The organism is Bordetella genomosp. 7 (assembly GCF_002261265.1).
GTDB lineage: Bacteria > Pseudomonadota > Gammaproteobacteria > Burkholderiales > Burkholderiaceae_B > Bordetella_A.
Genome location: NZ_NEVK01000003.1, coordinates 863,113 through 889,231 on the forward strand (window position 1 = coordinate 863,113; position 26,119 = coordinate 889,231).

Genomic DNA, 26,119 nt, shown 5'->3' on the forward strand with positions numbered 1-26,119 from the left:
GCGAATTCCGGATGTGTGTTCAGCGCTATTACAAAGCAGCCAGGGTCCGTTGCGCAAGCCTGGCGCCCTTTGTGGTTTCAATCCGGCGCGATGGCGTTGCGGCGGTCGAGTTTGCGGCTGAGCACGATAGACGTCTGCGTCTGCTTGACGCCCTCGATCAGGCCGATGTGATCCAATAGATCGTCAAGCTGCTCGTGTGTCTCGCAGCGCAAGAACACCAGATAATCAAACGGCCCGCTCACCGATGAGACTTCCTCGACCTCCGGGATACGAGCCAGCTCGCGGATGACCGCCGCCGGCGTTTTGGGCAGCACGCTGATAAAGCAATACGCTCGCACGGCGGCGTCTTCGAGCCGGCGGCCCAGCCGCACGCCGTAGCCGGCAATGACGCCATCCCGTTCCAGGCGTGCCAGCCGGCCCACGACGGTGCTGCGGGCAAGTTTCAGCTTGCGCGCCAGTATGGCTGCCGGTTCGCGGGCGTTGGCCTGCAGCAGGCTGAGCAACTTTCGGTCGGTGGCGTCCAGTTTATCGATCATCAGGGCAGGGCAGTGTCGCGCTTTCGCGCATGCTAGCATGCGCCGCAATAGTGAAATTTGCGAGGTGCTATATGGACATTCAGGAACAAATTGCCGTCATCGTGCATACGATTTCCCACCAGGGCGGGCGGATCGACGCGCTCAATGGCGTGTTGGCTTCGGTGCTGCAAGTGGCCAAGGCGTCGCCCGGCCTGCGCGAAGCCATCGAGGGGCAGCTCGAGCAGCAATATTCCAGCTTGCTGGCCAGGTCCGAGAACCCGCAATATGTGGCCGGTTTCGAGAGCGTGCGCGAAGCCGTGCTGGGCGCCCTGAAGTAGCGCAGCCGCTACCAGGGCGACCCGCATACTTTACTCACAACTTCTGTGGACAAGTCTTGGGATAGCTTGGGCAAAGCCAAGAATTATCCTTTTGTGACAAGCCCTTGGTTAAACCGGTCAAATCGTGACTGGCGCGTCCATCAGCGCGCCGCCGCCACGATGGCGCCCAGGGTACGCATGGCCGCGTCCATGCGCGACGTATAGTCCGAGCCGCAGCTCAGCCGCAGGAAATGCCCATAGCGGCCGGAGTTCGAAAACATCGTCCCGGGCGCGGTGCGTATCCCCTGTGCCAACGCCAGCTCGAATATTTGGTCGCTGCTGCGCCTGCCGGGCAGTTCCACCCAGAGCAGCATGCCGCCTACCGGCAGGCTCATGCGCGTGCCGGGCGGGAAATAATCTCCGATGGCTTCGGCAACCCTGGTGCGTTGCCGCTTCAGCTGCAGGCGTAGCCGGTTCATGTGGCGGTCGTACGCCTTCGAGCCCATATATTCGGCCACGGCCGCCTGCGCCAGCGGTTCGTTGGGGCGGCTTTGGGCGAACTTCAGCATGGCGACCCGGGAGCTCCAGCGGCCGCCGCTCATCCACCCCAGGCGCATGCCGGGGGCGAGCGTCTTGTGCATGGACGCGCAGTAGATGACGTTGCCGGTTCGGTCCCACGCCTTGACGGCCGGCCGCAGTTGGCCGTCGTCGCACAGCGATCCGTACGTGTCGTCTTCTATGACGGCCACCTGCTGCCGCTCGCAAAGCGCCGCCAGGCGCGCTTTCTCATTGTCGGGCATGACGCAGCCCAACGGATTCTGGAAGTTGGGAACGACCACCACGGCGCGCAACCGGGGGTGCGTCTGCAAGGCCAGCTCAAGCGCGTCGACCGAGATGCCGTGCTGCGGGCTGGTAGGAATCTCAAGCGCCCGCAGGCCCAGGCTTTCGAGCACTTGCAGCAAGCCAAAATACACCGGGGATTCCACCGCGATGGTGTCGCCGGGCCGGGCTACTGCCCGCAGAGCAAGGTTCAGGGCTTCGATGCAGCCGTGCGTGATGACGATTTCGTCCGGGTCCAGGTTCATGCCGACTTCCAGGGCGCGACGGGCCAGTACGGCGCGCAAGTCGGGATGCCCCAGCGGCGGCACCCGCTTGACCAGCATCTCGGGGTGTTGGCGCAGCGCCCGCATCATTGCCTGCTTCAGTGCGTCAGCGGGGTAGTGCGCGGGCGATGCGGCGGCCAGCGCGAAGTCGAATGGCGTGGCGTGGCGCTCGCATTTGGCGATGAAGTCGGAAACACGATCGTGAATGCCCACAAAACTGGCGGGATCCAGCGGGCGATTGGGGTCGGGTTCTTTGGCGGGCAGGGTGGCCGCGCGATGCCGTGGCCGCACGAAATATCCCGACCGGGGACGCGCCTCGATCAGGCCGTCACTTTCAAGTTGCCGGCACGCCTGCAACGCCGTGGAAAGGCTGACCCGATGGGTGCGCACGAGACTGCGCACGGAAGGAATGCGTTCGGCGGGGGCGAGCACACCGCTCTGGATGGCGCGCCGGTAATGGTCGGCCAGGCGCTGATATAAAGGTTGGGCGTCCATGCGCGTATCTTGCGCCCGGGCTGGGGGCCGTATAAGGCACAGTTTCCACAAAAAGGCACCATAACAGATGGGGTTTCCGCTGTCTGTTGCGATACAGAAAGGCGTGGCGTGTGTCTGGTTGGGCGTGCATTCCATACGTAAGCTGAATGCATGTCATCAACTCATGTGGAGCGCCTCATGGCCCCACCGTGTTTTCAGAACGGTCGCCAGATTTACCTGCCGCGCGGCGCCACGCAGACCGTGTGGGGGCAGGATGGCGCCATTATCGTCTGTGCCGGCGGCCGGGTACGCCGCAGGGTGGAACTGCCCGGTCTCGAGCAGGTTCCACAGCGCATCGTCGACGTCACGATGCACCCCGGAGAAATCTATCTGTTTGACCGTGCCGGATTGTTGCGGCTGAGCGCTGACGCCGATGCCATGTTGCTATGCCTGTCTCCGGCATCGCGCATGCGTGCCTGGTGGGCCGGCGTAAAGCGGCGCCTGGCGAAATATGGTATGATTCCATTCATCAGACGCGGGGTGGAGCAGTCTGGCAGCTCGTCGGGCTCATAACCCGAAGGTCGTAGGTTCAAATCCTGCCCCCGCAACCAGTTTTTCATACAAAAACCCCGCCATGCAGCGGGGTTTTTGTATGGTGCGCCCGCATTGGTGCGCAACCGTTGTGTCCAGGATCCCGACGGCTCGCCGCCCATCTTCCGCAGACCGATCGCATCGGATACCATGCCTGAGCCGATCGATGGATCTCCAGGAGACGCGCCATGGGCACTGCCAAATATGATCACCCAGGCTATATCGCCGATATCGGACCGCAAGGCAGGTATTACGTGGCGGTGTGGTGCCCGCACGGTTATCCGGCGCACGTGCATATCGGTCACGCCGGCGAGCCGCAGCCAGTGCCCAATTTGCGGCTACGCATACCCGACGGCGCGTTTCAGTCATTGGCCGACGATTTCGAAACCCTGTGCCGGCGTGCGGTAGGGCAGGCGTTGCAAAGCGGCTTGCTGCGGCAAGGCCTGGACGGCTTCCAGGAAACGCGTCTGTCGCTCGAAGCCGCGCCCTGGAACGGCCCGATGCAGCCGGCGGCCCAGCATGGCGCAAACATCTGAAATGCCCTAGGCAGCTACGACGCGCTGCTGCCGGGGCGATGCAGCATTGCCAGCAGCGCCTTTTTCAGGTGTGCAGAGAAAATCGGCACAATATGCGATACGCCGTCGCGGTCGACACCTTCTTTCAGCGTGACAGTCTGGCCGTTGAAAATGTCGGGCGCTTTACCCGAGGCGATATAGTTGGCCAGCAAAGCGTCCACTTGTTCCTGTGCCGCCGCCAGCGGCGTGGTCGCCACCATTTGCTGGGCTGCGTGGGCCTGCAACACCCGGTGCAGATCATCAATAAACAAAGCCAGTGCGGCCTGGCCGCGGCAGTCAGGCTGCTGCCAGCCCCAGGTCGGGTTGGCGCCAGAGGCGGGCCCAGGCGGTGATTTCTTGTGCATGCCCCATCCTATACCATCGCGGCGTCCAGGTGTGGGGCGGCCGGCCCGCGCCCGGCGCGCCGGCTGCCAGCCCAATTGGCAGTTTGCCCGGAAACGGTGCATGATTACTGCGGCCGGCATACTGCAGTCCGGCCGCGGCGTGCCTGGTCACATCGCCCACTTTGCCAAGGAGAAAACCATGAGGAACAGAATTCTGCTTGCTGTCCTGCTCGCCATTACAGCCGTTTCGGCGGGGTGCAATACGATTGCGGGCGCCGGCAAAGACATCGAACGTGGCGGGGAGAACATCCAGAAAGCCGCCGAGTAGGGTGCCGCGCATGTCCGTCGCCCCGGCGGAGCGGCGGGCATGCCGGTTCCGGCCAGCGCTTCGTGTGTGATGCATAATGCCGACATTGCACCAATACGGCAGGAACACCCATGCGCATCTTGACCCTGGCAGGACTGACTATCGCAGTTGTGTTGAGCGGCTGCGCCAGCAAGGGGCTATTGTCAGGCGACCCGCCAGGGGCCACCGCAACGTTCCCGGTGCGCGCCGACTTTGAGGCGGCATATCGCCGTGCCGGCGAATTCGTCCGTGTGTGCCACGAACAGCGGCGTCATCCCTACGGCGTGGTCTACCAATCGCACCACAGCCTGGGCCAGAAGGGTGCGCCAAACGAAATCCGGGTCTACAAAAAGACTGAGCCCGCGAAAATTCTCGAAATCATCCGTGCGCAGGCCGACGGGCCGGCTACTTCGCAGGTGACTGTGCTGGTGTTGGGCGGCGCGCCCTGGGACGCGGCAGAGGTCGAGGCCGCCAAAGCGTCAATTCAAAGTGCCACCCCTGTATGCCGGCCGCTGGAGAACTAGCGTCGGCGTCGGTCAGGCCCTGCGGTACAGCTTATGCGCTGCTAAGCTCTGCGACGCGTTGGCTTGGCGGCCTGAACGCCATCGGCGCACTGGCCGAAGTGGGATTCAGCCTGGGGGTGTTGGGGGCCGACGTGGCGCCTCCGGACCTGAGCATGCCGCTCGCCATGTTTCTTTCGGGTGTCCTGGCTTGCGGCCTGGCTTTGCTGTGCTGGGCGGGCGCCCAGCTGGCCTGCTGTGGCGGGCGCACGCGGCGGGGCATACGCATGGCCGCAGGCGTCGGCGGCCTGTTCTATGTCATGGGGCTCTTGGCCTTCGCAGCAGGGTGCTGGTGGTCTGCGGCGCTGGGCCTGGATATGGGCGGCGACTCCATGGGCGCCGTTTTTGCTGCAAGCGCCACAGTTCTATGAAAATTGCTTGCCGGCGGTAAAACAGCAGGATTAATATGCGCATTGCGTATATTAACCAGCCCCGGGGCCAGCAATGTCCATCTCCCAGCAAGCTTTTCTGCGCGACGCCATGCGCAGGTTGAACCTTACGCGCGACGTGTTCGCGACGCGCATCGGCGTCAAGCGCCGCGCGCTCGATACCTGGTTGCTGCCTGAAGGGTCGCAGGAATACCGTGCGATGCCCGACGTGGTGGAACGCTTCGTCAGCGAAATCGTACAAAATGATGCCCTGCTGCAAAAATATACGCAAAGCGTACAAGGGGGGCCGCTGCGGGAGCGCATTGCCGTAGACGGCAAGCATCAGCTGTTGTCCGTGGACCAGTTCTCGCGGGAATCAGTCGAAGATCTGTTCCGTGTGGCCGACATGATGCAACCTATTGCCCGCCGACAGAAGGTGTCGCGGGTGCTCGAAGGGGCAGTGCTGGGCAACCTGTTCTTCGAAGCGAGTACCCGTACCCGTGTCAGCTTCGGCTCGGCCTTTTGCCGCCTGGGTGGCTCCGTGTGCGACACGACGGGTTTTACCTTCTCGTCCATGGCCAAGGGCGAATCGATCTACGACACGAGCCGCGTGATGAGCGGCTACGTAGACGTCATGGTGGTGCGCCACCCCGACCAGGGGTCGGTTGCCGAGTTCGCGCGCGCGACGAACATACCAGTGGTCAATGGCGGCGACGGCCCCGGCGAGCATCCCAGCCAGGCGCTGCTCGACCTGTACACGATCCTTACCGAATTTTCACGGCTCGGAAAGCTGCTGGATGGCGCACACATCGCGGTGGTCGGCGACCTGAAATACGGCCGCACCGTGCATTCGCTGATCAAGCTGCTGTCACTGTACAAAGGCCTGAAGATCACGCTGATTTCCCCGCCGGGCCTGGAGATGCCCGCCTATATCATCGAGAAGGCCACACGCAATGGCAATGTGATCGAGCAGAAGAGCTCCCTTGCTGAAGGCCTGCCCGGCGCCGACGTCATTTATGCCACGCGGGTGCAGAAAGAGCGCTTTGCCAACGAAGAAAGCGAAGGCTATACGCCGGACTTCCAGATCAGCCGCGCCACCATCGATACGTATTGCGGGCCCGATACGATCGTCATGCATCCGTTGCCGCGCGACAGCCGCCCCGGCGCCAACGATTTGAGTGTGGACCTGAATGTGGACTCGCGGCTGGCCATTTTCCGCCAGACAGACAATGGCATTCCCGTCCGTATGGCGATTTTTGCGGTGCTGCTGGGGGTAGAGGGGCTGGTGCAGCATTCAATGCGCGACGTCACCTGGAAGCATCCGTCGCACGTCGGCCCCGACGATTCGGCCTTTCACGGCCTGGAATGAACCCATCACACTAGCGGCAGGCTGCGGCCTGCCGCCAGTGCGTGTCAGATGCGTTTTTCGCCGCCCAGCGCTTGCGTCAGGTCGGCCAGCAGCTTGGCCAGCTCGCCTGTCATGAGCGCCATGTCGGAATCGAATTTCTCATCGTCATTTTGCATGACGGTGTCGGATCCTTCCTTGAGTACGTCAAGCGGCGCCACGCGCTTGATATCCAGCGATTCGGTCAGCACGAACGACACGCGGTCGGCCCACGTCATGGCCAGCCGGGTGCACTGCTTGCCAGCCTGGATATGGCGCCGTACGTCGTCGGTATCGATGGTGTGCTTCACGTAGCGGATGGCTGCGCGGCTTTCTCCGGACGCCCGCAGTTCGGTGTCCTGGTCGATGCTGAAGTTCACGGGCGCCTCGTCGGCGGCCAGCCAGCCGGTCATGGCCGCGGCCGGCGATTGCGCCACGTACAGGTTTTCGAGAGGCAGGGGATCGATGGTCTTGGCCAGCAAGCCGATGATCTCATCGGCCTTGGCCGACGCTGCCGCATCGATCACCAGCCAATGATTGACGGGGTCGATCCAGACGCGGGTGTCGCGGTAGATGCTGAAGGCCTTGGGCAGGAGCTCGTCTGTGACGCGTTCCTTGATTTCCTTCATTTGCTTGCGACCCGGCTTGTAGCCTTGTTGTTCTTCGATTTCCTGGGCCCGGGCGCGCGCCACCTGGTTGATGACCGTGCTGGGCAGCAGCTTCTTTTCGGCCCGCATGCTCAAAAGGATTTGCTGGTTCACCGTATGCGACAGTGCCGCATTTTCGCGTGGCGAAATCCAGCCCAGGCTTTGCATTTCGAGGTTGTTGCCGGCCTGGTATGCATGCCGGGCGAGGCTTTCTTCAAGCCGTTCGCCGGTTAGTGTCCAAGGCGAAGAGAGGCGGTAGATCTTGAGATTCTTGAACCACATGGCGTCGGGCAAAAGGGTTGATTCTATACGAGTGACGGCGTCGTCGCCTTGGTGTGGTTCCGGGTTGACACGACACGTTCTGTCACTGACAGTGGCCGGGGGTTCCGGTATCTTCCGGCCGACGTCAACCATAAGAAGGACACCACAATGAAACCGGCGACTATCGTAGGAATCGTGCTCATCGCGTTGGGCGCTGCGGCACTGGTGTACAAGGGGTTCAACTACACCAGCGAAGAAACGGTGCTGCAGATCGGCTCGGTCAAGGCAACGGCGGAAACCGAGAAGTCGGTATCCGTGCCGACCTGGGCGGGCATTGCGGCCATTGTCGTGGGCGTGCTGGTGGTCGGCCTGGGACGCCGCCGTTGACGCCCGGGGCGCGCGCCCCGGGGCATCGCTATCCGTATTCCGCCGCGCAACGCGGCGGCAAAAAAAAAGGCCCGGCTTGAGAAAGCCGGGCCCGGGAAGGTCAACCGATGCCGCGCCAAAAAAGGCTCGCGGGGTGCGCGGCATCGGCGTCAGAAAACAGGCCCTGCTATTTGCGGACAGGGATCACAGTGCGCAAATGCGGTGCAAGACCTTATTCTGAGCCCGCAGTCTAATCCCGAAGGTCTGACAGGGGCCTGAATTCCGCAGCGGCTTTTTCCCCGCTTCCCCACGCTGGCGCCTGCTTGTCGCTGCCCACCGACGCGGCGCCGTCCAGTACGCAAAAAAAAAGCTCCCGAAGGAGCTTTGAAGAGCCAGACAGTTGCAGCAGTCCTGCCTGGCGGGGGAACCGTTATTCGGCGTTGATATCGACGTCCTTGGTTTCTCGTACGAACAGGGTGCCGATTACCAGGGTCATGACGGCGATGATAATCGGGTACCACAGGCCGTCGTAGATGTTTCCGGTTGCCGCAACGATCGCGAAGGCCACCGGCGGCAGGAACCCGCCGAACCAGCCATTGCCGATGTGATAGGGCAGGCTCATCGAGGTGTAGCGGATGCGCGTGGGGAACATTTCAACCAGCATTGCGGCAATGGGGCCGTACACCATCGTGACAAAGATCACCAAGATTGTCAGCAGCACGACCACCATGACCTTGTTCATCTGCGCGGGGTCCGCCTTCGCGGGATAGCCGTGGTCGCGGATCGCCGTGGTCAGTGAGGTCTTGAGCTCTGCCGACTTGGCTTTGAACTCGTCGGCCGACATGCCCGTGCCTTCGAACGACGTGAACTCATCATTGCCGATGCGTACCTTGGCCACCGATCCGGCCGGAGCTGCTTCGTTGGAGTAGTTCACCGAGTTGGCGGCCAGGAACGACTTGACCACATCGCACGAGCTGGTGAACGAGGCCGTGCCCACCGGGTTGAACTGGAACGAGCAAGTGGCGGGATCGGCGACGACGGTAACGGGCGCCGTGGCCTGTGCCCTTTCGAGCGCCGGGTTGGCAAAGTGAGTCAGCCCCTGGAACAGCGGGAAATACGTCAGCGCGGCGATGAGGCAGCCGCCCATGATGATGGGCTTGCGGCCGATGCGGTCCGACAGCGCGCCAAATATCAGGAAGAACGGCGTGCCGATGAGCAGCGCGATGGCGATCATGATGTTCGCGGTGTTCGCGTCGACCTGCAGCGTCTTGGTCAGGAAGAACAGCGCATAGAACTGGCCCGTGTACCACACCACTGCCTGGCCGGCGGTCAGCCCCAGCAGGGCGATGATGACGACCTTGAGGTTCTTCCATTGGGCGAACGATTCGGTCAGCGGAGCCTTCGAACCGCGGCCTTCTTCCTTCATGCGCTTGAAGGTGGGCGATTCGTTGAGCTGCAGGCGGATCCAGACCGAGATGCCCAGCAACACCGCAGAGATCAGGAACGGAATGCGCCAGCCCCAGTCGCGGAAGGCTTCTTCGGACATTACGCCGCGCACACCCATGATGACCAGCAGCGACAGGAACAGCCCCAACGTGGCCGTGGTCTGGATCCAGGCCGTGTACGCGCCGCGCCGACCTTGCGGCGCGTGCTCTGCCACGTAGGTGGCTGCGCCGCCGTATTCGCCGCCGAGCGCCAGGCCCTGCAGCAGCCGCAGCCCGATCAGGATGGCGGGGGCCGCGATGCCGATACTGGCGTAACTGGGAAGCACGCCCACCAGGAAGGTGGACAGGCCCATGATCACAATGGTGACCAGGAATGTGTATTTGCGCCCGACCAGGTCACCCAGGCGGCCGAACACCAATGCGCCGAAGGGCCGGACGGCAAAGCCGGCGGCAAATGCCAGAAGCGCGAAAATGAAAGCTGCGGTGGGATTGACGCCAGAGAAAAAGTGGATGGCGATGACGCCTGCCAGCGAGCCATACAGGTAAAAGTCGTACCACTCGAAGACCGTCCCGAGTGACGACGCGAATATGACACGCCGTTCTTCTTTGGTCATGGCGCGGGGGCCTGCCGATGGGCCGCCGTCGGCCAGCGATGCTGTGCTCATAGTGTCTCCTCGTTTCTGGGGCCGGTGGTGATCCACCGTGCAGGCTCTTGCCGGCATACCCGGCAGGGCTACCAGCAAGGTAAAAAAGCTGGCTGACGAGGTTCTGACGCGATGCTTACCCCAACCTTATTTGTGAAACAATATGTATCTTCTCCGGGGAAGAATAATGCCGGGCAGGGTATGCCCTAGGTGCCATCCGAGGCGTTGACGGTGCGCGAGTACAACGGAAACTGCACTTGAATGCAGGTTCCGGGTAGCTGTGAGTGCGCGGTTCCTTCGTGGATGTGCACCCTGGCGCCGTGCTTCTGGGCGATTTCGCGCACGATGGCCAGGCCCAGCCCGCTGCCTTCGGCCTGGGTGCCCAGCACCCGATAGAAGCGGTCGAATACCCGCTCGCGTTCCTGGGGGGGGATGCCGGGGCCCGAATCTTCTACTTCCAGGACGGCCGCTTCCGCGGCGGTGCGCACCCGTACGGTGATGTGGCCGCCCGGCGGCGTGTAGCGCAGCGCGTTGTCCACCAGGTTGTTCAGCAGTTCGGCCAGCAGGATCGCATTGCCCGAGATATATGCGGGCTGGTCTGCCGCCTCGAAACCCAGGTCGGTGTTCAACGCCAGGGCCTGCGGCACCCACAGCATGGTCTGCTCATAGCCCACCGCGTTCAGGTCGATACGGGCCAGGTCGGCCGAATGGGGGTTTTCGGCGCGCGCGAGCAACAGCAACTGGTTGACCAGGCGGGTGGCCCGTTCGGAGCCCATGACCAGCTGGCGCAGGCTGTATTGCATTTCGTCCGGGCTTGCATCGCGCAGCGCCAGTTCGGCCTGCGTGCGCAGGCCTGCCAGCGGCGTCTTGAGCTGATGCGCGGCGTCGGCCACAAATCGGCGCTGTGCCTCGACGTTGGCCGACAGGCGGTCGAGAAGGTCGTTCATGGCGCCCACGAGCGGCGCGATTTCTGAGGGCGCCGCCCGCTCGTCGATAGGCGACAGATCATCCGGGCGCCGCGCCCGCAGGCGCTGCTGCAGCGCATTCAGAGGCGCCACGCCGCGCGACAGCCCGAACCAGACCAGCAGCACGGCCACAGGCAGCACGATGAACTGAGGAATGATCACGCCTTTGATGATGTCGTTGGCCAGTTCGGTGCGTCGTTCCATCGTTTCGGCCACTACCAGCAGGACGGGCTGGCCGTCCGGGATGTGCAGATCCACCCATGTGTAGGCGAGCCTGACGCCGAAACCGCGCAGGGTGTCGTCGATGTAAAGAATGGCGCCTGGCTGCGGCTGGCCGAGATCGGGCGGCAGGGGCAGGGCGCGGTCTCCGCCCAGGTATTCGCCCCGGCTGCCCAGCGCCAGCCAGAACACGCTGTCGGTTTCGTCCGGCCGCAGCACGTCGCGCACCGGCTCGCTCATCTGCAGCACGGCGCGGCCATCCTGCGCCTGCACGTGGCGGGCCAGTACATGCAGGTTGTTGGCAAGCGCCCTGTCGTAGGGAACGTTGGCGATGTTCTGCGCCACCACGTAAGTGATGGCCACGCTCATGGGCCACAGCAGGAAGAGCGGCGCCAGCATCCAATCGAGGATTTCGCCCAGCAGCGAGCGCTGCGGCGGCGCGAAGCTGGGGCCTTTGGCCCCGCCTTGCATGGCATCCAGGGCCTCCTGGTTCAGCTTTTCGTGTGCGGCCGGCTCAATGGGAGAGGAAGCCGGCACCCTGGTCCCGTTCAAGGCAGTAGCCCAGCCCGCGCACGGTAATGATCTTGACGCCGCTCGGTTCGAGTTTCTTGCGCAGGCGATGCACGTAGACCTCGATGGCGTTGGTGCTGACTTCTTCGCCCCATTCGCATAAATGGTCGACCAACTGGGTCTTGCTGACCATGCGGCCGCTGCGGGTCAGAAGGATTTCGAGCAGGCTGACTTCGCGGGCGGACAGGTCGAGCGTCTGGTCGTCGACCATGGCCACGCGCCCGGTCTGGTCGAACACCAGGCGTCCGTGGCGCAGCAGCGTGGCGCCGCCGCCTGCGCCGCGCCGGGTCAGGGCCCGGACGCGGGCTTCGAGTTCGGACAGCGCGAAAGGCTTGGCCATGTAGTCGTCGGCGCCAAGGTCCAGGCCCTGGACCCGCTGCTCTACGCTGTCGGCCGCCGTGAGAATGAGCACCGGCAACAGCGACTTGCGCGCCCGCAGGCGCCGCAGGACTTCCAGGCCGGCCAGGTGCGGCAGCCCGAGGTCCAGGATGAGCAGGTCGAACGCCTGCGCCGCCAGGGCCGAGTCGGCCGCGATGCCGTCGCTGACCGCGTCGACCGCATACCCGTTGTGACGCAACGAACGGGACAGGCCGTCGGCCAGGATGCTGTCGTCTTCGGCGATGAGAATGCGCATGCGAGGCAAGTAGCGGAGCTGGGGCCGCCGGGCGGCCGGGTGCCAGCATTCTGGCATAGCAACGGCAGCTTGCACACAGGGGGTCTCCCGGATTATTCTGGCATACTGTGCATATGTACAGTATAATCCGATGCCATAATCGCCGCTGCCGGCGCCTTGCGCCGTCGTGATGCACACATTTCACCCACGGGACACCACATGAACGACAAAACCAGCAAAGCAGCCGCATCGGAAAAGGCCAAGGCGCTGGCCGCAGCCCTGTCGCAAATCGAAAAGCAGTTCGGCAAGGGTTCGATCATGCGCTATGGCGACAACGAGGTCGAACATGACATCCAGGTCGTGTCGACCGGCTCGCTGGGGCTCGACATCGCGCTGGGGGTCGGCGGCCTGCCACGCGGCCGCGTGATCGAAATCTACGGGCCTGAGTCGTCCGGCAAGACCACGCTCACGCTGCAGGTCATTGCCGAAATGCAGAAAATCGGCGGCACCTGCGCATTTGTCGATGCCGAACACGCGCTCGACGTCCAATACGCGGCCAAGCTGGGCGTCAACCTTACCGACCTGCTCATTTCCCAGCCCGACACGGGCGAGCAGGCGCTCGAAATCACCGACGCCCTGGTGCGGTCGGGGTCGGTCGACCTCATCGTCATCGACTCGGTGGCCGCCCTGGTGCCCAAGGCCGAAATCGAAGGCGAAATGGGCGATTCCCTGCCGGGCCTGCAGGCCCGCCTGATGAGCCAGGCGCTGCGCAAGCTTACGGCCACCATCAAGCGCACCAACTGCATGGTGATCTTCATCAACCAGATCCGCATGAAGATCGGCGTCATGTTCGGCAACCCCGAAACCACCACGGGCGGCAATGCCCTGAAGTTCTATTCGTCGGTGCGCCTGGACATCCGCCGTATCGGGTCCATCAAGAAGGGCGAAGAAGTCATCGGCAACGAAACGCGCGTCAAGGTTGTCAAGAACAAGGTCTCGCCGCCCTTCAAGCAGGCCGAATTCGACATCATGTATGGCGCGGGCATTTCACGCGAAGGTGAAATCATCGACCTGGGCGTGCAGGCCGGCGTGGTAGACAAGTCAGGCGCCTGGTACAGCTACAACGGCACGCGCATCGGGCAGGGCAAAGACAATGTTCGCGAATACCTGAAAGAACACCCTCAAATGGCGTTCGAGATCGAAAACAAGGTGCGCGAAAACCAGGGCATTGTCAGTCGTGCCGCCGCGTTCCCGCCCAGCCAGGCCGAAGCTGAAGACAGCGAAGAGCCATGATGCGCAAGCCCGGTTCTACCGGCTCGCCCCAGGGCGCGCGCCGCGGGCCGGGCACGCATGAACCCGACGACGGTGGTTTCGAAACCGTCAGCACCAAACCTGATCCCTCCAAGCCGCGCGGGCCTTCCTTGAAGGCCCGCGCGGTGGGCTACTTGTCTCGCCGTGAATACGCGCGCAACGAACTGGCCCGCAAGCTGCAACCCTATGCCGACGACGGCGCCGATATCGACGCGGTGCTGGACGCGCTCGAAAAAGAAGGCTGGCTGTCCACGGAACGCTTTGCCCAAAGCCTGGTGCACCGGCGCGCTGCCCGCCAGGGCACCGCACGTATCGTGCAAGAGTTGCGCCAGCACGGGGTGGCCGAAGAGCAGGTTGCCCAGCTACGCGAAAACCTGCGCGCCAGCGAGTTCACGCGCGCCCAGGAAGTATGGCGCAAGCGATTCGGCACCCGCCCGGTCGATCGTGCCGAGTACGCCAGGCAAGCCCGCTTTCTGGCGGGGCGAGGGTTCGCACACGATGTGATACGCCGCCTGCTTGGCGGCGATGTCGATGATTGATGCGGCGTGCGCCGTATCACCCTTGATTTGACGGCGATGGCCCTGGCGGTCGTCAAGCCTTGGCCGACCGTATTCCATCCAGATTCCTGAAGCACACCTCGCGCGCAATCGCCAGAAAATCGCTGATGAAAGGTGCTTCGGTGTCTTCCGCACGCACGGCCGCATACAAGGTGCGCCAAACGCCACCGGCGCCCAGGCGCACCAGGCGCAGCCAACCGTGGGGTAGATATTCGGTCAGTGCCCAATTGGGCAGCGCGGCCACGCCCCGCCGGCTGGCCACCAGTTGCAAGATGATCGGGGTCAGCTCGGCCTTGCGAATCGCCGCCGGCTCGACGCCGGCGGGATCCAGAAAGGCCGTGAAGACGTCCAGGCGCTGCCTGTCCACAGGGTATGTGATCAGCGTCTGGTCTGCGAGCTGTTCGGGTTCGATATGACGCGACATCGACAGCGGGTGCGACTCGGCCACGGCCAGTACCAGCTCATATTTGAATAGCGGCAAGTACTCCACGGCTTCCAGCCGTTGCGGATCGGACGTAATCACCAAGTCCAGGTCGCCCCGCACCAGCGCGGGCAAGGGCGCGAACGAGAAGGCGGCCGACAGATCCAGCGCCACATCGGGCCACTGCGTTCGAAACGCATCCAGCGCCGGCATCAGCCACTGAAAACACGAATGGCATTCGATGGCCAAGTGCAGCCGGCCTGTGCGGCCGGCGGCCAGCTTTTGCAATTCACGCTCGGTACTGCGCAGCCGGGGCAACACTTCGTCAGCCAGTGCCAGCACCCGCAGCCCTGCGGTCGTCAACCTGGCCGGCCGGGTGCGGCGATTCAATAGTGGCGTGCCCAGGCGGGTTTCCAGGTCCCGCAACTGATGGGACAAGGCCGACTGCGTCAGGTGCAGACGTTCGGCGGCCTCTTGCAGGCTTCCGCCGTCGCGAATCGCAGAAAGGGTTTCCAGGTGGCGAATTTCGAGCATGACCAGAACACAGACACAGGCCAGCCGCTACATCGGTAGATGGCAGCCGCGGGTTTTATGAGAAATATTCATTAAATGTATGTCTACATTGATTTTGCTGCAAGCAGACTTACGCGGACAATACGTCTTTATTTGAATAAAACAGAATGTACTGGGCGATTATATGATTATTACTCATATCTTGGGTTTCCCGCGTATCGGCGCACAACGTGAACTGAAGCGGGCGCTGGAAGCGTATTGGGCAGGCCGGCAGACGGCGGACGAGCTGGCACAGGCCGGGCGGGACCTGCGGGCCGCGCACTGGCATCGCCAGGCGGCAGCCGGCCTGCAATTCGTGTCAGTGGGTGATTTCGCCTGGTACGACCATATTCTGGAATGGACCACCCTGTTGGGCGCGGTGCCGCCGCGCTTCGGGCAGCCCGATGACCAGCCGGTTGCGCTGGACACACTGTTTCGCATGGCCAGGGGCCGGGCGCCGTCGGGACGGCCGGCGGCTGCATGCGAAATGACAAAATGGTTCGACACCAACTACCACTACATCGTCCCCGAGCTGACGCCCGGGCAAAATTTCCGCATAGCGCGCGAAACGCTCTTCGAACAGGTGCGCGAGGCCCAAGCGCTGGGCTATCAGGTCAAGCCGGTCATCCCCGGGCCGCTGACCTGGCTGTGGCTGGGCAAGGGCGACGCCTTTGGAGACGGCCCGTCCGACCCGGCCAAGCTGCAGTTGCTGCAAAGCCTGTTGCCTGTGTACGAACAGGTGTTGTCGCGCCTGGCTCGCCTGGGGGTGCAATGGGTACAAATTGACGAGCCCATTCTGGCGCTCGATCTGCCGCCAGTGTGGCGCGAGGCGTTCCGTACGGTGTACCAACGGCTGGCCGATACCCCGCTGAAGTTGCTGGTGGCCACCTACTTCGGCGGCCTTGGAGACAATCTGCCCACCGCGCTGGCGTTGCCCGTGGCGGGGCTGCATGTGGACCTGGTGCGGGACCCCGGCCAGCTGCAGGCCGTGGCCGACGGCCTGCGGCCCGGCCAGGTGCTGTCTGCCGGCGTGATCGACGGCCGCAATATCTGGCGCAGCGACCTTGACGCCATACTGGCACGGTTGGCAACTGTCCACCCGCAGTTGGGTTCTCGTCTCTGGCTGGCGCCGTCGTGCTCGTTGCTGCACGTGCCTGTGGATCTTGCCGGCGAGACTGAACTGGACGCCGAGCTGCAGAGCTGGCTGTCCTTCGCCGTGCAAAAACTCGACGAGCTCGGCTTGCTGGGCCGCGCACTGGCGGACGCCGGGGCGCCGGCGGTGCTGGACGGCCTGCAGCGCCAGCGAGCCGCCCTGCAGGCGCGCCGCAACTCGACTCGCATCCATAATCCGGTGGTGGGGCGTCGCATGGCAGAAGCGGCCACGGTATCGCGCGAGCGGCCGCCGTTTGCCCAGCGCATCACCCTCCAGCAACAGACGCTGAAGTTGCCGGCATTTCCCACCACCACGATTGGCTCCTTCCCCCAGACCGCCGAGATCCGGGCGCTGCGCCGGGACTGGAAGGCCGGCACGCTTGGCGATGGGGCATACGAGGCCGCGATCCGCAAGGAAATCGAGGCGGTCATCCGGTTCCAGGAAAAGATCGGGCTGGACGTGTTGGTGCATGGCGAGCCCGAACGCAACGATATGGTCGAGTATTTCGGCGAACTGCTGGCGGGTTTTGCCTTTACTCGCAATGGCTGGGTGCAGAGCTATGGGTCCCGCTGCGTCAAGCCCCCCGTTATTTTCGGCGATGTCGCGAGGCCGGCGCCAATGACTGTGGGCTGGTCTTCCTACGCCCAATCGCTGACCGACAAACCGGTCAAAGGCATGCTTACGGGGCCGGTCACCATTTTGCAATGGTCGTTCGTGCGTGACGACCAGCCGCGCGAGCAAACCTGCCGCCAGCTGGCACTGGCCTTGCGCGATGAGGTTGCCGATCTGGAACAGGCAGGCATACGGGTCATCCAGATCGACGAGCCGGCCATCCGCGAGGGCTTGCCGCTGCGTCGCGACGACTGGCAAGCCTATCTGGACTGGGCGGTGGATTGTTTTCGCCTTTCTACCTCCAGCGCGTCGCCGGATACACAGATCCACACCCACATGTGCTATTCGGAATTCAATGACATCATCGAGGCGATCGCGGCCATGGACGCCGATGTCATCACCATCGAAACCTCGCGTTCCAACATGGAATTGCTCAAGGCGTTCGAGGAATTCGAGTACCCCAATGACATCGGGCCGGGCGTGTACGATATCCATACCCCCAATGTGCCCGAAGTGGACTGGATGGTGGAGCTGATGCGCAAGGCGGCGGCGCGCCTGCCCAGGGAGCGGCTGTGGGTGAATCCCGACTGCGGGCTCAAGACCCGCGCCTGGCCGGAAACCGAGGCGGCGCTGGTCTGCATGGTCGAAGCCGCCCGGGTGTTGCGCGCCGCCTGACCGGCGGGCCGCCCGGCCACCCTGCCGGCAGGCGGCGCACCCATGGCAGGGCGGGCGCCGCCCCGGGGCCAAAACTGATGCGCGACGGGGGCCGGGGGGCTGCGTTATACTCCCCGGGATTTGCTGCTTTGCGTCAAACGCCCCGAAGCGCAGGCCACTTTCATGCCTTTGCCACCATCCACCGTCTCTCGCCACCCGCTGCACACGCGCACGATACGCGTGCAGACCTACGGGCGCGAAGACGGTCTCTGGGATCTGGAGGCCGAGCTCATCGATACCAAGGCGTACGATTTCCCACGACACAATGGCGAAATCTTCCCGGCCGGCAGCCCGGTCCACCACATGCATCTGCGCATCACCATCGATGCCGCATTCAATATCGTGGCGGCCCAGGCGGCGTACGACGCGGCTCCCTACGGACAACAGTGCACGGCCGTCGAGTCCTCGTACCAGGATCTCGTCGGCATGAACCTGCTCAAGGGATTCCGGCGCCAAGTCAAAGAGCGTTTCGGCTATACCGCCGGCTGTACCCACATGACCGAACTGTCGCAGGTGCTACCTACCGCGGCAGTGCAAACCATGGCTAACCGCCGACGCCAGAACAGCAATCCGGACGAGCGTCCTTTCCAGCTTGACGGCTGTCATGCCCTGCGCACCGACGGCCCGGTGGTACTTCAGCATTATCCCAAGTGGCACACAGGGGGTAACGCTGAAGCGGCGGCGGGCGCGATCTCCGACTCCTCCTCTTACTCTCATTCGTCCTGACAGGTAACACATGAAAATCCACGAGTATCAAGGCAAGGAACTGCTGAAGCAATTTGGCGTGCCCGTGCCGCGCGGGATTCCCGCTTTTTCCGTCGACGAGGCCGTGGCAGCCGCTGAAAAGCTGGGCGGGCCGGTATGGGTCGTGAAGGCGCAGATCCACGCCGGCGGCCGTGGCAAGGGCGGCGGCGTGAAGCTGGCGCGCTCCATCGACGAAGTGCGTAAGCTGGCTTCCGAGATCCTGGGCATGCAGCTGGTCACTCATCAGACCGGCCCTGAAGGGCAGAAGGTGCGTCGCCTGTACATCGAAGAAGGCGCCGACATCAACAAGGAATACTACGTGTCGCTGGTCACCGACCGCGCCACGCAGAAGGTCGCCATCATCGCCTCCAGCGAAGGCGGCATGGATATCGAGGAAGTCGCCCATTCGACGCCCGAGAAAATCATCACCGAATACATCGACCCGCTGACCGGGCTGTCGGCCGAACAAGCCAAGCAAGTCGCACAGGCCGTGGGCCTGACGGGCGGCTCGGCCGACCAGGCCGCCGACGTGTTCCAGAAGCTCTACAAGTGCTACATGGACACCGATGCGTCGCTGGTGGAAATCAACCCCCTGAACTGCGACAGCAAGGGCAACATCATCGCGCTGGACGCGAAGTTCAACTTCGATTCCAACGCTCTGTTCCGTCATCCCGAAGTCGTCGCCTACCGCGACCTTGACGAAGAAGATCCGGCCGAAGTCGAGGCCAGCAAGTTCGACCTGGCCTATATCCAGCTCGACGGCAACATCGGCTGCCTGGTCAACGGCGCCGGCCTGGCCATGGCCACCATGGACACCATCAAGCTGTTCGGCGGCGAGCCGGCCAACTTCCTGGACGTGGGCGGCGGTGCAACGGCCGAGAAGGTCACCGAAGCCTTCAAGATCATGCTCAAGAACAAGGGCGTCAAGGCCATCCTGGTCAACATCTTCGGCGGCATCATGCGTTGCGATGTCATCGCCGAAGGCGTCATCACCGCTTGCAAGGCCGTCAACCTGAACGTGCCGCTGGTGGTCCGGATGAAGGGCACCAACGAAGAACTGGGCAAGAAAATGCTGGCCGACTCGGGGCTGCCCATCATCAGCGCCGACACCATGGCCGAAGCGGCCACCCGCGTCGTAGCCGCCGTCAAATAAATTGCCAAGGATTCACAAATGTCGATTCTGATCAACAAGGACACCAAAGTCATCACCCAAGGCATCACGGGCAAGACGGGCCAGTTCCATACCCGCATGTGCCGCGAATATGCCAACGGCAAGGCCGCGTTCGTGGCTGGCGTCAACCCCAAGCGCGCCGGCGAAGATTTCGAAGGCGTGCCCATCTACGGTAGCGTCCAGGACGCCAAGAACGAAACGGGCGCCACCGTTTCGGTCATCTATGTTCCGCCCGCGGGCGCCGCGGCCGCCATCTGGGAAGCCGTCGAAGCCGAGCTCGACCTGGTCATCTGCATTACCGAAGGCATTCCCGTGCGCGACATGCTCGACGTGAAGAACCGCATGAAGGCCAAGAACAGCAAGACGCTGCTGCTGGGCCCGAACTGCCCCGGCCTCATCACCCCCGACGAAATCAAGATCGGCATCATGCCCGGCCACATCCACCGCAAGGGCCGCATCGGCATCGTCAGTCGCTCGGGCACGCTCACGTACGAAGCCGTGGCGCAGGTCACCGAGCTCGGCCTGGGCCAGTCCAGCGCCGTGGGCATCGGCGGCGACCCCATCAACGGCCTGAAGCACGTCGACGTGCTCAAGCTGTTCAACGACGATCCCGATACCGATGCGGTCATCATGATCGGCGAAATCGGCGGCCCGGACGAGGTGAATGCCGCCCAGTGGGCCAAAGACAACATGAAGAAACCCGTGGTCGGCTTCATCGCCGGTGTTACGGCGCCTCCGGGCAAGCGCATGGGCCACGCCGGCGCGCTCATCTCGGGTGGGGCCGACACCGCCGACGCCAAGCTTGAGGTCATGGAAGCCTGCGGCATCCGCACGACTCGCAACCCGTCCGAAATGGGCAAGCTGCTGAAGTCCGTGCTGTAATTCGCGCACGCTTGCTGCGCAAGCCCGTCCCTGCGGCGGGCTTTTTCATGGGCGCCCCAATTGCCGCCGATCAGGAATTTTTCCTTGCGCGTCAAAAGGGGCGGGCGCAAAGCTGAACTACAATAATAGATTCGCAAACTGGATGGGGCCTGGGTTCCGTCCGCACCGGTGAGCCGCCGGCGCGCGTTCGTTTTCTATCAAAATACCCTGGGGGTCAAAGTGCTTGAATTTTTCCAGACGCTGAGCTGGGCGGCCGTGTTCCAGATAATCCTGATCGACATCCTGCTGGGTGGCGATAACGCAGTGGTCATCGCCCTGGCTTGCCGCAACCTGGCGCCCAAACAGCGCATGCAGGGCATTCTGTGGGGCACCGCAGGCGCCATCATCCTGCGCGTCGTGCTCATCGCCTTCGCCCTGACCCTGCTCACCATCCCCTTCCTCAAGGTGGTCGGCGCGTTGCTGCTGCTCTGGATCGGCATCAAGCTGCTCATTCCCGAAGACGACGGCCACGACAAGATATCGGGCGGTACGTCCATCGCTTCGGCGGTCAAGACCATCATCGTCGCCGACTTCGTCATGAGCCTGGACAACGTCATTGCCATCGCCGGCGCGGCCCAGAATGCGCATGCAGACCACCAGATCGGCCTGGTGGTGTTCGGCCTGATCGTCAGCGTGCCCATCATCATCTGGGGCAGCACGCTGGTGCTCAAGCTCATCGATCGCTATCCGCTGGTCGTCACCTTCGGGGCAGGCCTGCTGGGCTGGATCGCGGGCGGCATGCTGGTCACCGATGTGGTCATCGTCAATCAATTCGGCGAACAGCCCACCGCCGTTAAAATCGCCGCCGAGGTCATCGGCGCGCTGTTGGTCGTCATTGTGGGGCGCTGGCTGGCCAGCCGCAAAACTGCGTCCAAGGAATCCGCTCATGAGTCTGCGTAAATCCGGCAACCCCGAATCAGGCCTCAGCCTGCTTCAGGGGCTGACCGTGCTTGCCATCATCGGCATCATTGCCGCGGTCATTTTCTCCAGCCTGGCCTGACGTCGTTCGTGTCCACGCCGCAACGTCTCGTCATTGCCACACGCGCCAGCCGGCTTGCCCTTTGGCAAGCCGAGCATGTGCGTGACCGCCTTCGCGCCCTGTACCCCGCTTGCTCGGTCGAACTGCTTACGCTTACCACGCGTGGCGACCAGATTCTCGACCGCACCTTGTCCAAGGTGGGCGGCAAGGGCCTGTTCGTCAAAGAGCTCGAAACTGCCTTGCTCGACGGCCGTGCCGACCTGGCCGTGCACTCCCTGAAAGACGTGCCGGTCGATCTGCAGGCCCCGTTCGAGCTGTGCGCCGTACTCGAACGCGCCGACCCTCGCGATGCATTCGTGTCCGGCCAGTTCGCCAGCCTGGCAGACCTTCCTGCCGGCGCTGTCGTGGGTACATCCAGCCTGCGGCGCGAATCCCAGATACGCGAGCGTTACCCGCACCTGACGGTCAAGCCGTTGCGCGGCAATCTGGATACGCGCCTGGCAAAGCTCGACCGCGGCGAGTACGCCGCCATCGTGCTTGCCGCAGCCGGCCTGCAGCGGCTTGGAATGGCCAGCCGCATCCGGTCGCTGCTCGAGCCCGAGGACAGCCTGCCGGCGGCGGGGCAGGGCGCGCTGGGTATCGAAATCCGCGACAACCGGCCCGAGCTGCGCAACTGGCTTGCGCCGCTGGCCTGTGCGGACACCACCGCCTGTGTGGTCGCCGAACGGGCAGTGTCGCAATTGCTGGGCGGTTCCTGCCAGGTGCCGCTGGCCGCCTATGCGCAGCTCCAGGGCGACGTCCTGACCTTGCGAGCGCTGGTGGCCCAGCCCGATGGCACGCGCGTGATCCGCTGCCAGCACGCCGGCCCGGTGGAGCAGGCGCTGGCCATCGGCCAGGCGGCGGCGCAAGACCTGCTTGCCAATGGCGCCGACGCCATCCTGACCCAACTGCAAGACCCCCCGGCATCCTGAACGTCCCGCATGACGCGGCGGCGCCGGGGGCGCCGGTTGCCTCCAGCGGGGGCTTGCGTAGAGAGTGCCCATGTCGCGCATTGCCATCCTGACCCGGCCGCATGGCCGTAACGACACCCTGGCGCGTGCGCTGGCACGGCAGAGCTGGCAAGTGCTGGAATTGCCTGCACTCGAAATCCAGCCGTTGCCTGCGCCGCCGGCCGGCGTGCCGTTGCCGCAGCACTATGATCTGGTGGTGTTCGTCAGCGGAAACGCCGCGCGCCTTTATATGGCGCAGCTGCAAAGCGCGCCTGGCGCGCCGGCATCGTGGCCGTCCGGTACGGCGGCTGCCACGGTCGGTCCGGCCAGCGCGCAGGCCTTGCGCGATCTGCCCGGGTTTGGCGCGGATACAACAGTGCTGTGCCCGTCGGCCGATGCGCCCAGCCACGATTCCGAGGCCCTGTGGGCGCTGCTTTGCGAACGGGGCCACAAGCCTGGCCGCGTGCTGTTGGTGCGTGGCACTCAGGGGCGTGACTGGCTGGCCAACCGCCTGGAACAGGCGGGCGCCGAAGTGCAGCGGCACGCCGTATACCAGCGCCAGCCGGCGCCCTGGCCACCGCAGGCCGTGCACCAGCTGCGGGCATGGGCCCAACAGGGGCGGCAACCGGTCTGGCTGCTTACCAGCGGAGAAGGAATCGCCGCGGTGCAGGCCCAGCTGCAACGGCATGGTCTGCAGCACTGGTGGCAAGCCGCCCGCTACATCGTGACACATCCTTCGCTGGCCAGCCGTCTGCCACAAGCGGCAGGTGGCGACGCGGCGGCCCCGATGGTACAAATCTGCTTGCCTGTAGATGAAGCGATCCTCGCCGCTTTTGTTGCGGCTTGAATCGAAGTTTTGGCACTTCACCGAATACAATCGCGTCTATGACAGACCAGAACCCCGCTACTGAACCGGCCGCTTCTGCCGCTGCCCCGGGCGCCGCATCGCCCACTACGCCGTCGCCCGGCACGCCCAGGGCCAAGCCCAGAAAGCCGGGCAATGCCGTCGGGCCGCTGACCGTGGCGTTAGTCATCGTGGTGCTGCTGGCCGTGGGCCTGGGCTGGGCGCTGTGGATGCAGCGTCAACAGTTCCAGACGTCCGGGCGGGAAATCGCCACGCGCCTGGACGCGCTCGAACAGTCGGTAGCGCTGAGCCGCAAAGAATCCCGCGAGGCGCTGGCGCTTGCTCAAGGCCAGACCAGCCGCATAGCCGAACTGCAAAGCCAGGCACAGGAAGCCAAGACCCGCTACGACGACCTGCAGCAAGCCTGGCAGACCTTCAGTGGCGGAGCCAGCGACGAGCTGCTGGCCAACGACATTGAACGATTGCTGGTGCTTGCCAACCAGCAACTGCGCCTGGCCGGCAACGTCAACAATGCCATCGTGGCGCTCGAAACCGCCCAGGCGCGCCTGGCGCAGGCAGATCGTCCACGCTTTGCCTCGCTTCAGCAGAGTATCAATGGCGATCTCGATCGTCTGCGCGGGGTCGCCACTATCGACATCGCCAGCCAGGCGGGCCGTATCGACCGCCTGGCCGGGCTGATCTCGAAGGCGTCCATGCTGGTGCCCGACACCGTGGCGCGCGCACAGGCGCCCGCGCAGAACGCGTCGCCGGCTCCTGCCGCGCCGCCCGCCGTTCCCGATCCCAAGGCCGCTTTGCCTGCCGACGCAGCATGGTGGCAAGTGTGGCGCGCCGAAATCGCCTCGTGGCCGGGCCGCGCCGGCAGCGCGCTGGCGCACGAGTTGGGCGACCTCATCAGCATCCAGCGCGTGGATCGGCCCGACGCCCTGATGTTGTCCGCAGAACAGTCCGAGCAGGTTCGCGCGGCGTTGCGGCAGCGCCTGATGACCGCGCAGCTTGCCATGTTGATGCGGCAGCCTCAGATCTGGAACAACGAGCTCGATAACGTCGTGCAGGCGCTGCGCACCTATTTCGATGCCCGCTCGACGGATACCCAGGCGGCGCTGCGGCTGGCCGAAGACCTGGCCCAAACCGACATCGCGGTGCGCATGCCCGATCTCAGCGACAGCCTGGCCGGCGTGGCCGCCTTGCGCGCCGCCGGCTTTGACGCCACCGACAAACAGGACTGACGCATGCGTACCTGGTTCTGGACTCTGCTGCTGGCGGTCGTCGCTGTTGCGCTGGCCGTGGTATTGCGCGCGCACGCGGGCAATGTCGTGCTGCTGGTTGCGCCGTGGCGTATCGAACTTTCGCTGACGCTGGCGGTATTGCTGATATTGGCGCTATTCGTGGCGCTGTACGTCGGCCTGCGCATGTTGGCGTGGCTGCTGGCCATACCCGACCGCATGCGTGCCTGGCGCGGCCAGCGGGCCCAGGCGCGCGACCACGACCTGCTCGAACGCGGCTGGACCGAACTGCTCGAGGGCCGGTTCGCACATGCCGAAAAGAACCTGACCAAGCTGCTTGAGCAAACCCGCGTGGCCAGCCGCCGGGTATTGGCGGCGCTGTCGGCGGCCCGCGCCGCGCATGGCCTGGGCGAATTTGAACGCCGTGACCGATTGCTCGAATCCGCCCGCGAGCATGCCAAGGGCAATGCCGGTTTGCAGGAAGCCATCGCCACTGTGTCGGCCGACCAGTTGCTCGATCAGGGCAGGGCACAAGAGGCGCTGGCCGTACTGGCGCCTTTGCAAGACGGCGGGGTTCGGCATTTACATACCATGCGGCTGCTGCTGCGCGCCGAAGCCGCCCTGGGTCACCACGAGCGCGTGTTCACCCTGGCTCGCGGCCTGCGACGTCGCAACGCGCTGTCCAAAACCGAAGCCGAACAGCTTATCGATACCGCCGGCGCGGCCCGCCTGCGTGCGGCAGCGGCCTCGGGCTCCGATGCATGGCGTGCGGTCTGGAAAGACCTGAAGAACGAAGAACGCGTCCTGCCCGAAATCGCGCTGGCCGGCGCCACTGCCTTCGAGGCGGCCGGTGAACCTGTCGAGGCCGCGCGCATTCTCGAAGCCGCGATCCCCGTGCATTTCATGCCGGCACTGGTGGCGGCCTATGCCCGCTGCGACAGCGAACAGGTGCCGCGCCGCCTGGCCAAGGCAGAAGCCTGGCTGCAGAAACGCCCGACCGATGCCGATCTGCTGGCCGCCCTGGGCATGTTGTGCCTTAACGGCCAGTTGTGGGGTCAGGCCGAGCGCTATCTGCAGCGCAGCCTGGGCTTGCGCAACGATTCCCACACGCATGCCCTGCTGGGCAGCCTGTACGACCGCCTCGACCGTCCGGCCGATGCCGTGCGCCATTGGCGGCTGGCCACCGCGGCCAGTATGGCGCTGCCCGTCCTGGCTACCGACCACGCCTTGCCGGCGGCCGAGATGTCGGCCGATCCGCTGCACCTTGATGCCGAAGGCGAGTATTCCGCGTATCCGCCCGAACCGCCGCTGTCCGAAGGCGCGCTTGCCTATGCCGAGCCCCCGCCCGTGGCGGCCCCTGCAGATTACGTGCTGGATCCTGATGCCCGCATCGCCGGCGCTGAAGGCGCCAGCGCCGTCGAACCCGAGCCCCGGCCGGCCGAAACCGCCGATAGTGGCGGCATCGACCAGTACTTCGACAGCGCGCCCATTCCGGTGTCGGCATTCGATGTGCCGGTACCCACCTACGGCACCACAGCGCCTGAACCGTCCACATCCCCCGAAGCTCAGCCCGAACCGGGCGCGGGCGACAAAAATTCTTCTTCAAACAAACAAGGTTGAA

General features: G+C 64.1%; 26 protein-coding genes and 1 tRNA gene. 19 read left to right on the forward strand and 8 right to left on the reverse strand.

Annotated features, from left to right (window positions below):
- Positions 1–77: 77 nt before the first annotated feature.
- Positions 78–536 carry an Lrp/AsnC family transcriptional regulator gene (locus CAL19_RS06395; protein ID WP_170940318.1) on the reverse strand — a complete coding sequence of 153 codons (459 nt, stop codon included), beginning with the start codon at positions 534–536 and terminating at the stop codon, positions 78–80.
- A gap of 71 nt (positions 537–607) precedes the next feature.
- Here CAL19_RS06395 and CAL19_RS06400 point away from each other — a divergent pair, with 71 nt between their 5' ends.
- Complete coding sequence (locus CAL19_RS06400) at positions 608–853, forward strand: hypothetical protein (RefSeq protein ID WP_038851907.1); 246 nt, start codon at positions 608–610, stop codon at positions 851–853.
- A gap of 140 nt (positions 854–993) precedes the next feature.
- On the opposite strand, the gene CAL19_RS06405 is transcribed toward CAL19_RS06400, so the two are convergent.
- Entirely contained in the window at positions 994–2,430 is a 1,437-nt protein-coding gene (locus CAL19_RS06405) for a PLP-dependent aminotransferase family protein (protein WP_094796293.1), read from the reverse strand.
- Between the two features lie 513 nt (positions 2,431–2,943).
- Here CAL19_RS06405 and CAL19_RS06410 point away from each other — a divergent pair.
- Positions 2,944–3,020, forward strand: a tRNA-Met gene (locus CAL19_RS06410).
- A gap of 168 nt (positions 3,021–3,188) precedes the next feature.
- Positions 3,189–3,536: a hypothetical protein gene (locus CAL19_RS06415; protein ID WP_094796294.1), complete on the forward strand. Its 348-nt coding sequence runs from the start codon at positions 3,189–3,191 to the stop codon at positions 3,534–3,536.
- 14 nt (positions 3,537–3,550) lie between these two features.
- Here the strand turns inward: CAL19_RS06415 and CAL19_RS06420 are convergent, their stop codons facing one another.
- Positions 3,551–3,919, reverse strand: coding sequence for a hypothetical protein (locus tag CAL19_RS06420; RefSeq protein WP_026638295.1), 369 nt, complete (start codon positions 3,917–3,919; stop codon positions 3,551–3,553).
- Between the two features lie 178 nt (positions 3,920–4,097).
- On the opposite strand from CAL19_RS06420, the gene CAL19_RS06425 reads away from it, so the two are divergent.
- From CAL19_RS06425 to CAL19_RS06440, 4 genes are all read left to right on the forward strand, one after another.
- Complete coding sequence (locus CAL19_RS06425) at positions 4,098–4,226, forward strand: entericidin A/B family lipoprotein (RefSeq protein ID WP_094796420.1); 129 nt, start codon at positions 4,098–4,100, stop codon at positions 4,224–4,226.
- A gap of 110 nt (positions 4,227–4,336) precedes the next feature.
- Positions 4,337–4,768: a BPTD_2524 family lipoprotein gene (locus CAL19_RS06430; protein WP_026638293.1), complete on the forward strand. Its 432-nt coding sequence runs from the start codon at positions 4,337–4,339 to the stop codon at positions 4,766–4,768.
- A complete protein-coding gene (locus CAL19_RS06435; RefSeq protein ID WP_094796295.1) occupies positions 4,747–5,175 on the forward strand; it encodes a hypothetical protein in 429 nt (142 codons plus the stop codon). The genes CAL19_RS06430 and CAL19_RS06435 overlap by 22 nt, the downstream gene beginning before the upstream one ends.
- Before the next feature lie 73 nt (positions 5,176–5,248).
- Positions 5,249–6,541 (forward strand): aspartate carbamoyltransferase, encoded by a 1,293-nt coding sequence (locus CAL19_RS06440; protein WP_026638292.1) that lies wholly within the window; start codon positions 5,249–5,251, stop codon positions 6,539–6,541.
- Positions 6,542–6,585: 44 nt separating this feature from the next.
- Here the strand turns inward: CAL19_RS06440 and CAL19_RS06445 are convergent, their stop codons facing one another.
- Positions 6,586–7,485, reverse strand: coding sequence for a recombination-associated protein RdgC (locus CAL19_RS06445; RefSeq protein ID WP_026638291.1), 900 nt, complete (start codon positions 7,483–7,485; stop codon positions 6,586–6,588).
- A gap of 147 nt (positions 7,486–7,632) precedes the next feature.
- Between CAL19_RS06445 and CAL19_RS06450 the strand changes: the two genes are divergently transcribed.
- Positions 7,633–7,851 carry a hypothetical protein gene (locus CAL19_RS06450; protein ID WP_026638290.1) on the forward strand — a complete coding sequence of 73 codons (219 nt, stop codon included), beginning with the start codon at positions 7,633–7,635 and terminating at the stop codon, positions 7,849–7,851.
- Between the two features lie 409 nt (positions 7,852–8,260).
- Here CAL19_RS06450 and CAL19_RS06455 read toward each other — a convergent pair whose 3' ends face one another.
- From CAL19_RS06455 to CAL19_RS06465, 3 genes are all read right to left on the reverse strand, one after another.
- Positions 8,261–9,940: an MFS transporter gene (locus CAL19_RS06455; RefSeq protein ID WP_094796296.1), complete on the reverse strand. Its 1,680-nt coding sequence runs from the start codon at positions 9,938–9,940 to the stop codon at positions 8,261–8,263.
- 185 nt (positions 9,941–10,125) lie between these two features.
- On the reverse strand, positions 10,126–11,640 hold the full coding sequence (locus CAL19_RS06460; protein ID WP_170940323.1) for a sensor histidine kinase: 1,515 nt from the start codon (positions 11,638–11,640) through the stop codon (positions 10,126–10,128).
- Positions 11,618–12,307, reverse strand: a complete 690-nt coding sequence (locus CAL19_RS06465; protein ID WP_026638287.1) for a response regulator transcription factor — start codon at positions 12,305–12,307, stop codon at positions 11,618–11,620. The genes CAL19_RS06460 and CAL19_RS06465 overlap by 23 nt, the downstream gene beginning before the upstream one ends.
- Positions 12,308–12,505: 198 nt before the next feature.
- Here CAL19_RS06465 and recA point away from each other — a divergent pair, with 198 nt between their 5' ends.
- Both recA and recX read left to right on the forward strand, forming a co-directional pair.
- The gene (recA, locus tag CAL19_RS06470) at positions 12,506–13,579 is read left to right on the forward strand and encodes a recombinase RecA (protein WP_026638286.1); all 1,074 of its coding nucleotides are present in this window, start codon (positions 12,506–12,508) and stop codon (positions 13,577–13,579) included.
- Positions 13,576–14,136, forward strand: coding sequence for a recombination regulator RecX (recX, locus tag CAL19_RS06475; protein WP_094796297.1), 561 nt, complete (start codon positions 13,576–13,578; stop codon positions 14,134–14,136). Before recA ends, recX begins: the two co-directional genes overlap by 4 nt.
- A 52-nt stretch (positions 14,137–14,188) precedes the next feature.
- Here recX and CAL19_RS06480 read toward each other — a convergent pair whose 3' ends face one another.
- Entirely contained in the window at positions 14,189–15,109 is a 921-nt protein-coding gene (locus CAL19_RS06480) for a LysR family transcriptional regulator (protein ID WP_026638284.1), read from the reverse strand.
- A gap of 163 nt (positions 15,110–15,272) precedes the next feature.
- On the opposite strand from CAL19_RS06480, the gene metE reads away from it, so the two are divergent.
- The 9 genes from metE (at position 15,273) to CAL19_RS06525 (ending at position 26,118) form a co-directional block, all read left to right on the forward strand.
- A complete protein-coding gene (gene metE, locus CAL19_RS06485; protein WP_094796298.1) occupies positions 15,273–17,567 on the forward strand; it encodes a 5-methyltetrahydropteroyltriglutamate--homocysteine S-methyltransferase in 2,295 nt (764 codons plus the stop codon).
- A gap of 162 nt (positions 17,568–17,729) precedes the next feature.
- Positions 17,730–18,332, forward strand: coding sequence for a DUF2889 domain-containing protein (locus tag CAL19_RS06490; RefSeq protein WP_026638282.1), 603 nt, complete (start codon positions 17,730–17,732; stop codon positions 18,330–18,332).
- 10 nt (positions 18,333–18,342) lie between these two features.
- The gene (gene sucC / locus CAL19_RS06495; protein WP_026638281.1) at positions 18,343–19,503 is read left to right on the forward strand and encodes an ADP-forming succinate--CoA ligase subunit beta; all 1,161 of its coding nucleotides are present in this window, start codon (positions 18,343–18,345) and stop codon (positions 19,501–19,503) included.
- An 18-nt stretch (positions 19,504–19,521) separates the two neighbouring features.
- Positions 19,522–20,403: a succinate--CoA ligase subunit alpha gene (gene sucD / locus CAL19_RS06500; protein ID WP_026638280.1), complete on the forward strand. Its 882-nt coding sequence runs from the start codon at positions 19,522–19,524 to the stop codon at positions 20,401–20,403.
- Between the two features lie 219 nt (positions 20,404–20,622).
- Positions 20,623–21,342, forward strand: coding sequence for a TerC family protein (locus CAL19_RS06505; protein ID WP_026638279.1), 720 nt, complete (start codon positions 20,623–20,625; stop codon positions 21,340–21,342).
- Between the two features lie 108 nt (positions 21,343–21,450).
- Complete coding sequence (hemC, locus tag CAL19_RS06510; protein ID WP_094796299.1) at positions 21,451–22,392, forward strand: hydroxymethylbilane synthase; 942 nt, start codon at positions 21,451–21,453, stop codon at positions 22,390–22,392.
- Positions 22,393–22,462: 70 nt separating this feature from the next.
- Positions 22,463–23,257 carry a uroporphyrinogen-III synthase gene (locus CAL19_RS06515; RefSeq protein WP_094796300.1) on the forward strand — a complete coding sequence of 265 codons (795 nt, stop codon included), beginning with the start codon at positions 22,463–22,465 and terminating at the stop codon, positions 23,255–23,257.
- Between the two features lie 38 nt (positions 23,258–23,295).
- A complete protein-coding gene (locus tag CAL19_RS06520; RefSeq protein ID WP_094796301.1) occupies positions 23,296–24,501 on the forward strand; it encodes a uroporphyrinogen-III C-methyltransferase in 1,206 nt (401 codons plus the stop codon).
- 3 nt (positions 24,502–24,504) lie between these two features.
- The gene (locus CAL19_RS06525) at positions 24,505–26,118 is read left to right on the forward strand and encodes a heme biosynthesis HemY N-terminal domain-containing protein (protein WP_094796302.1); all 1,614 of its coding nucleotides are present in this window, start codon (positions 24,505–24,507) and stop codon (positions 26,116–26,118) included.
- The last annotated feature ends 1 nt before the right edge of the window (position 26,119 follow it).

Coding starts and splice junctions, on each gene's coding strand:
- CAL19_RS06490 (WP_026638282.1), top strand. CDS start 17,730: ATGCCTTTGCCACCATCCACCGTCTCTCGCCACCCGCTGCACACGCGC.
- CAL19_RS06405 (WP_094796293.1), bottom strand. CDS start 2,430: ATGGACGCCCAACCTTTATATCAGCGCCTGGCCGACCATTACCGGCGC.
- CAL19_RS06430 (WP_026638293.1), top strand. CDS start 4,337: ATGCGCATCTTGACCCTGGCAGGACTGACTATCGCAGTTGTGTTGAGC.
- sucD (WP_026638280.1), top strand. CDS start 19,522: ATGTCGATTCTGATCAACAAGGACACCAAAGTCATCACCCAAGGCATC.
- CAL19_RS06415 (WP_094796294.1), top strand. CDS start 3,189: ATGGGCACTGCCAAATATGATCACCCAGGCTATATCGCCGATATCGGA.
- CAL19_RS06400 (WP_038851907.1), top strand. CDS start 608: ATGGACATTCAGGAACAAATTGCCGTCATCGTGCATACGATTTCCCAC.
- CAL19_RS06425 (WP_094796420.1), top strand. CDS start 4,098: ATGAGGAACAGAATTCTGCTTGCTGTCCTGCTCGCCATTACAGCCGTT.
- CAL19_RS06435 (WP_094796295.1), top strand. CDS start 4,747: ATGCCGGCCGCTGGAGAACTAGCGTCGGCGTCGGTCAGGCCCTGCGGT.
- CAL19_RS06420 (WP_026638295.1), bottom strand. CDS start 3,919: ATGCACAAGAAATCACCGCCTGGGCCCGCCTCTGGCGCCAACCCGACC.
- recX (WP_094796297.1), top strand. CDS start 13,576: ATGATGCGCAAGCCCGGTTCTACCGGCTCGCCCCAGGGCGCGCGCCGC.
- CAL19_RS06445 (WP_026638291.1), bottom strand. CDS start 7,485: ATGTGGTTCAAGAATCTCAAGATCTACCGCCTCTCTTCGCCTTGGACA.
- metE (WP_094796298.1), top strand. CDS start 15,273: ATGATTATTACTCATATCTTGGGTTTCCCGCGTATCGGCGCACAACGT.
- CAL19_RS06455 (WP_094796296.1), bottom strand. CDS start 9,940: ATGAGCACAGCATCGCTGGCCGACGGCGGCCCATCGGCAGGCCCCCGC.
- CAL19_RS06465 (WP_026638287.1), bottom strand. CDS start 12,307: ATGCGCATTCTCATCGCCGAAGACGACAGCATCCTGGCCGACGGCCTG.
- CAL19_RS06520 (WP_094796301.1), top strand. CDS start 23,296: ATGACAGACCAGAACCCCGCTACTGAACCGGCCGCTTCTGCCGCTGCC.
- CAL19_RS06395 (WP_170940318.1), bottom strand. CDS start 536: ATGATCGATAAACTGGACGCCACCGACCGAAAGTTGCTCAGCCTGCTG.
- CAL19_RS06525 (WP_094796302.1), top strand. CDS start 24,505: ATGCGTACCTGGTTCTGGACTCTGCTGCTGGCGGTCGTCGCTGTTGCG.
- CAL19_RS06450 (WP_026638290.1), top strand. CDS start 7,633: ATGAAACCGGCGACTATCGTAGGAATCGTGCTCATCGCGTTGGGCGCT.
- CAL19_RS06480 (WP_026638284.1), bottom strand. CDS start 15,109: ATGCTCGAAATTCGCCACCTGGAAACCCTTTCTGCGATTCGCGACGGC.
- sucC (WP_026638281.1), top strand. CDS start 18,343: ATGAAAATCCACGAGTATCAAGGCAAGGAACTGCTGAAGCAATTTGGC.
- CAL19_RS06440 (WP_026638292.1), top strand. CDS start 5,249: ATGTCCATCTCCCAGCAAGCTTTTCTGCGCGACGCCATGCGCAGGTTG.
- CAL19_RS06515 (WP_094796300.1), top strand. CDS start 22,463: ATGTCGCGCATTGCCATCCTGACCCGGCCGCATGGCCGTAACGACACC.
- recA (WP_026638286.1), top strand. CDS start 12,506: ATGAACGACAAAACCAGCAAAGCAGCCGCATCGGAAAAGGCCAAGGCG.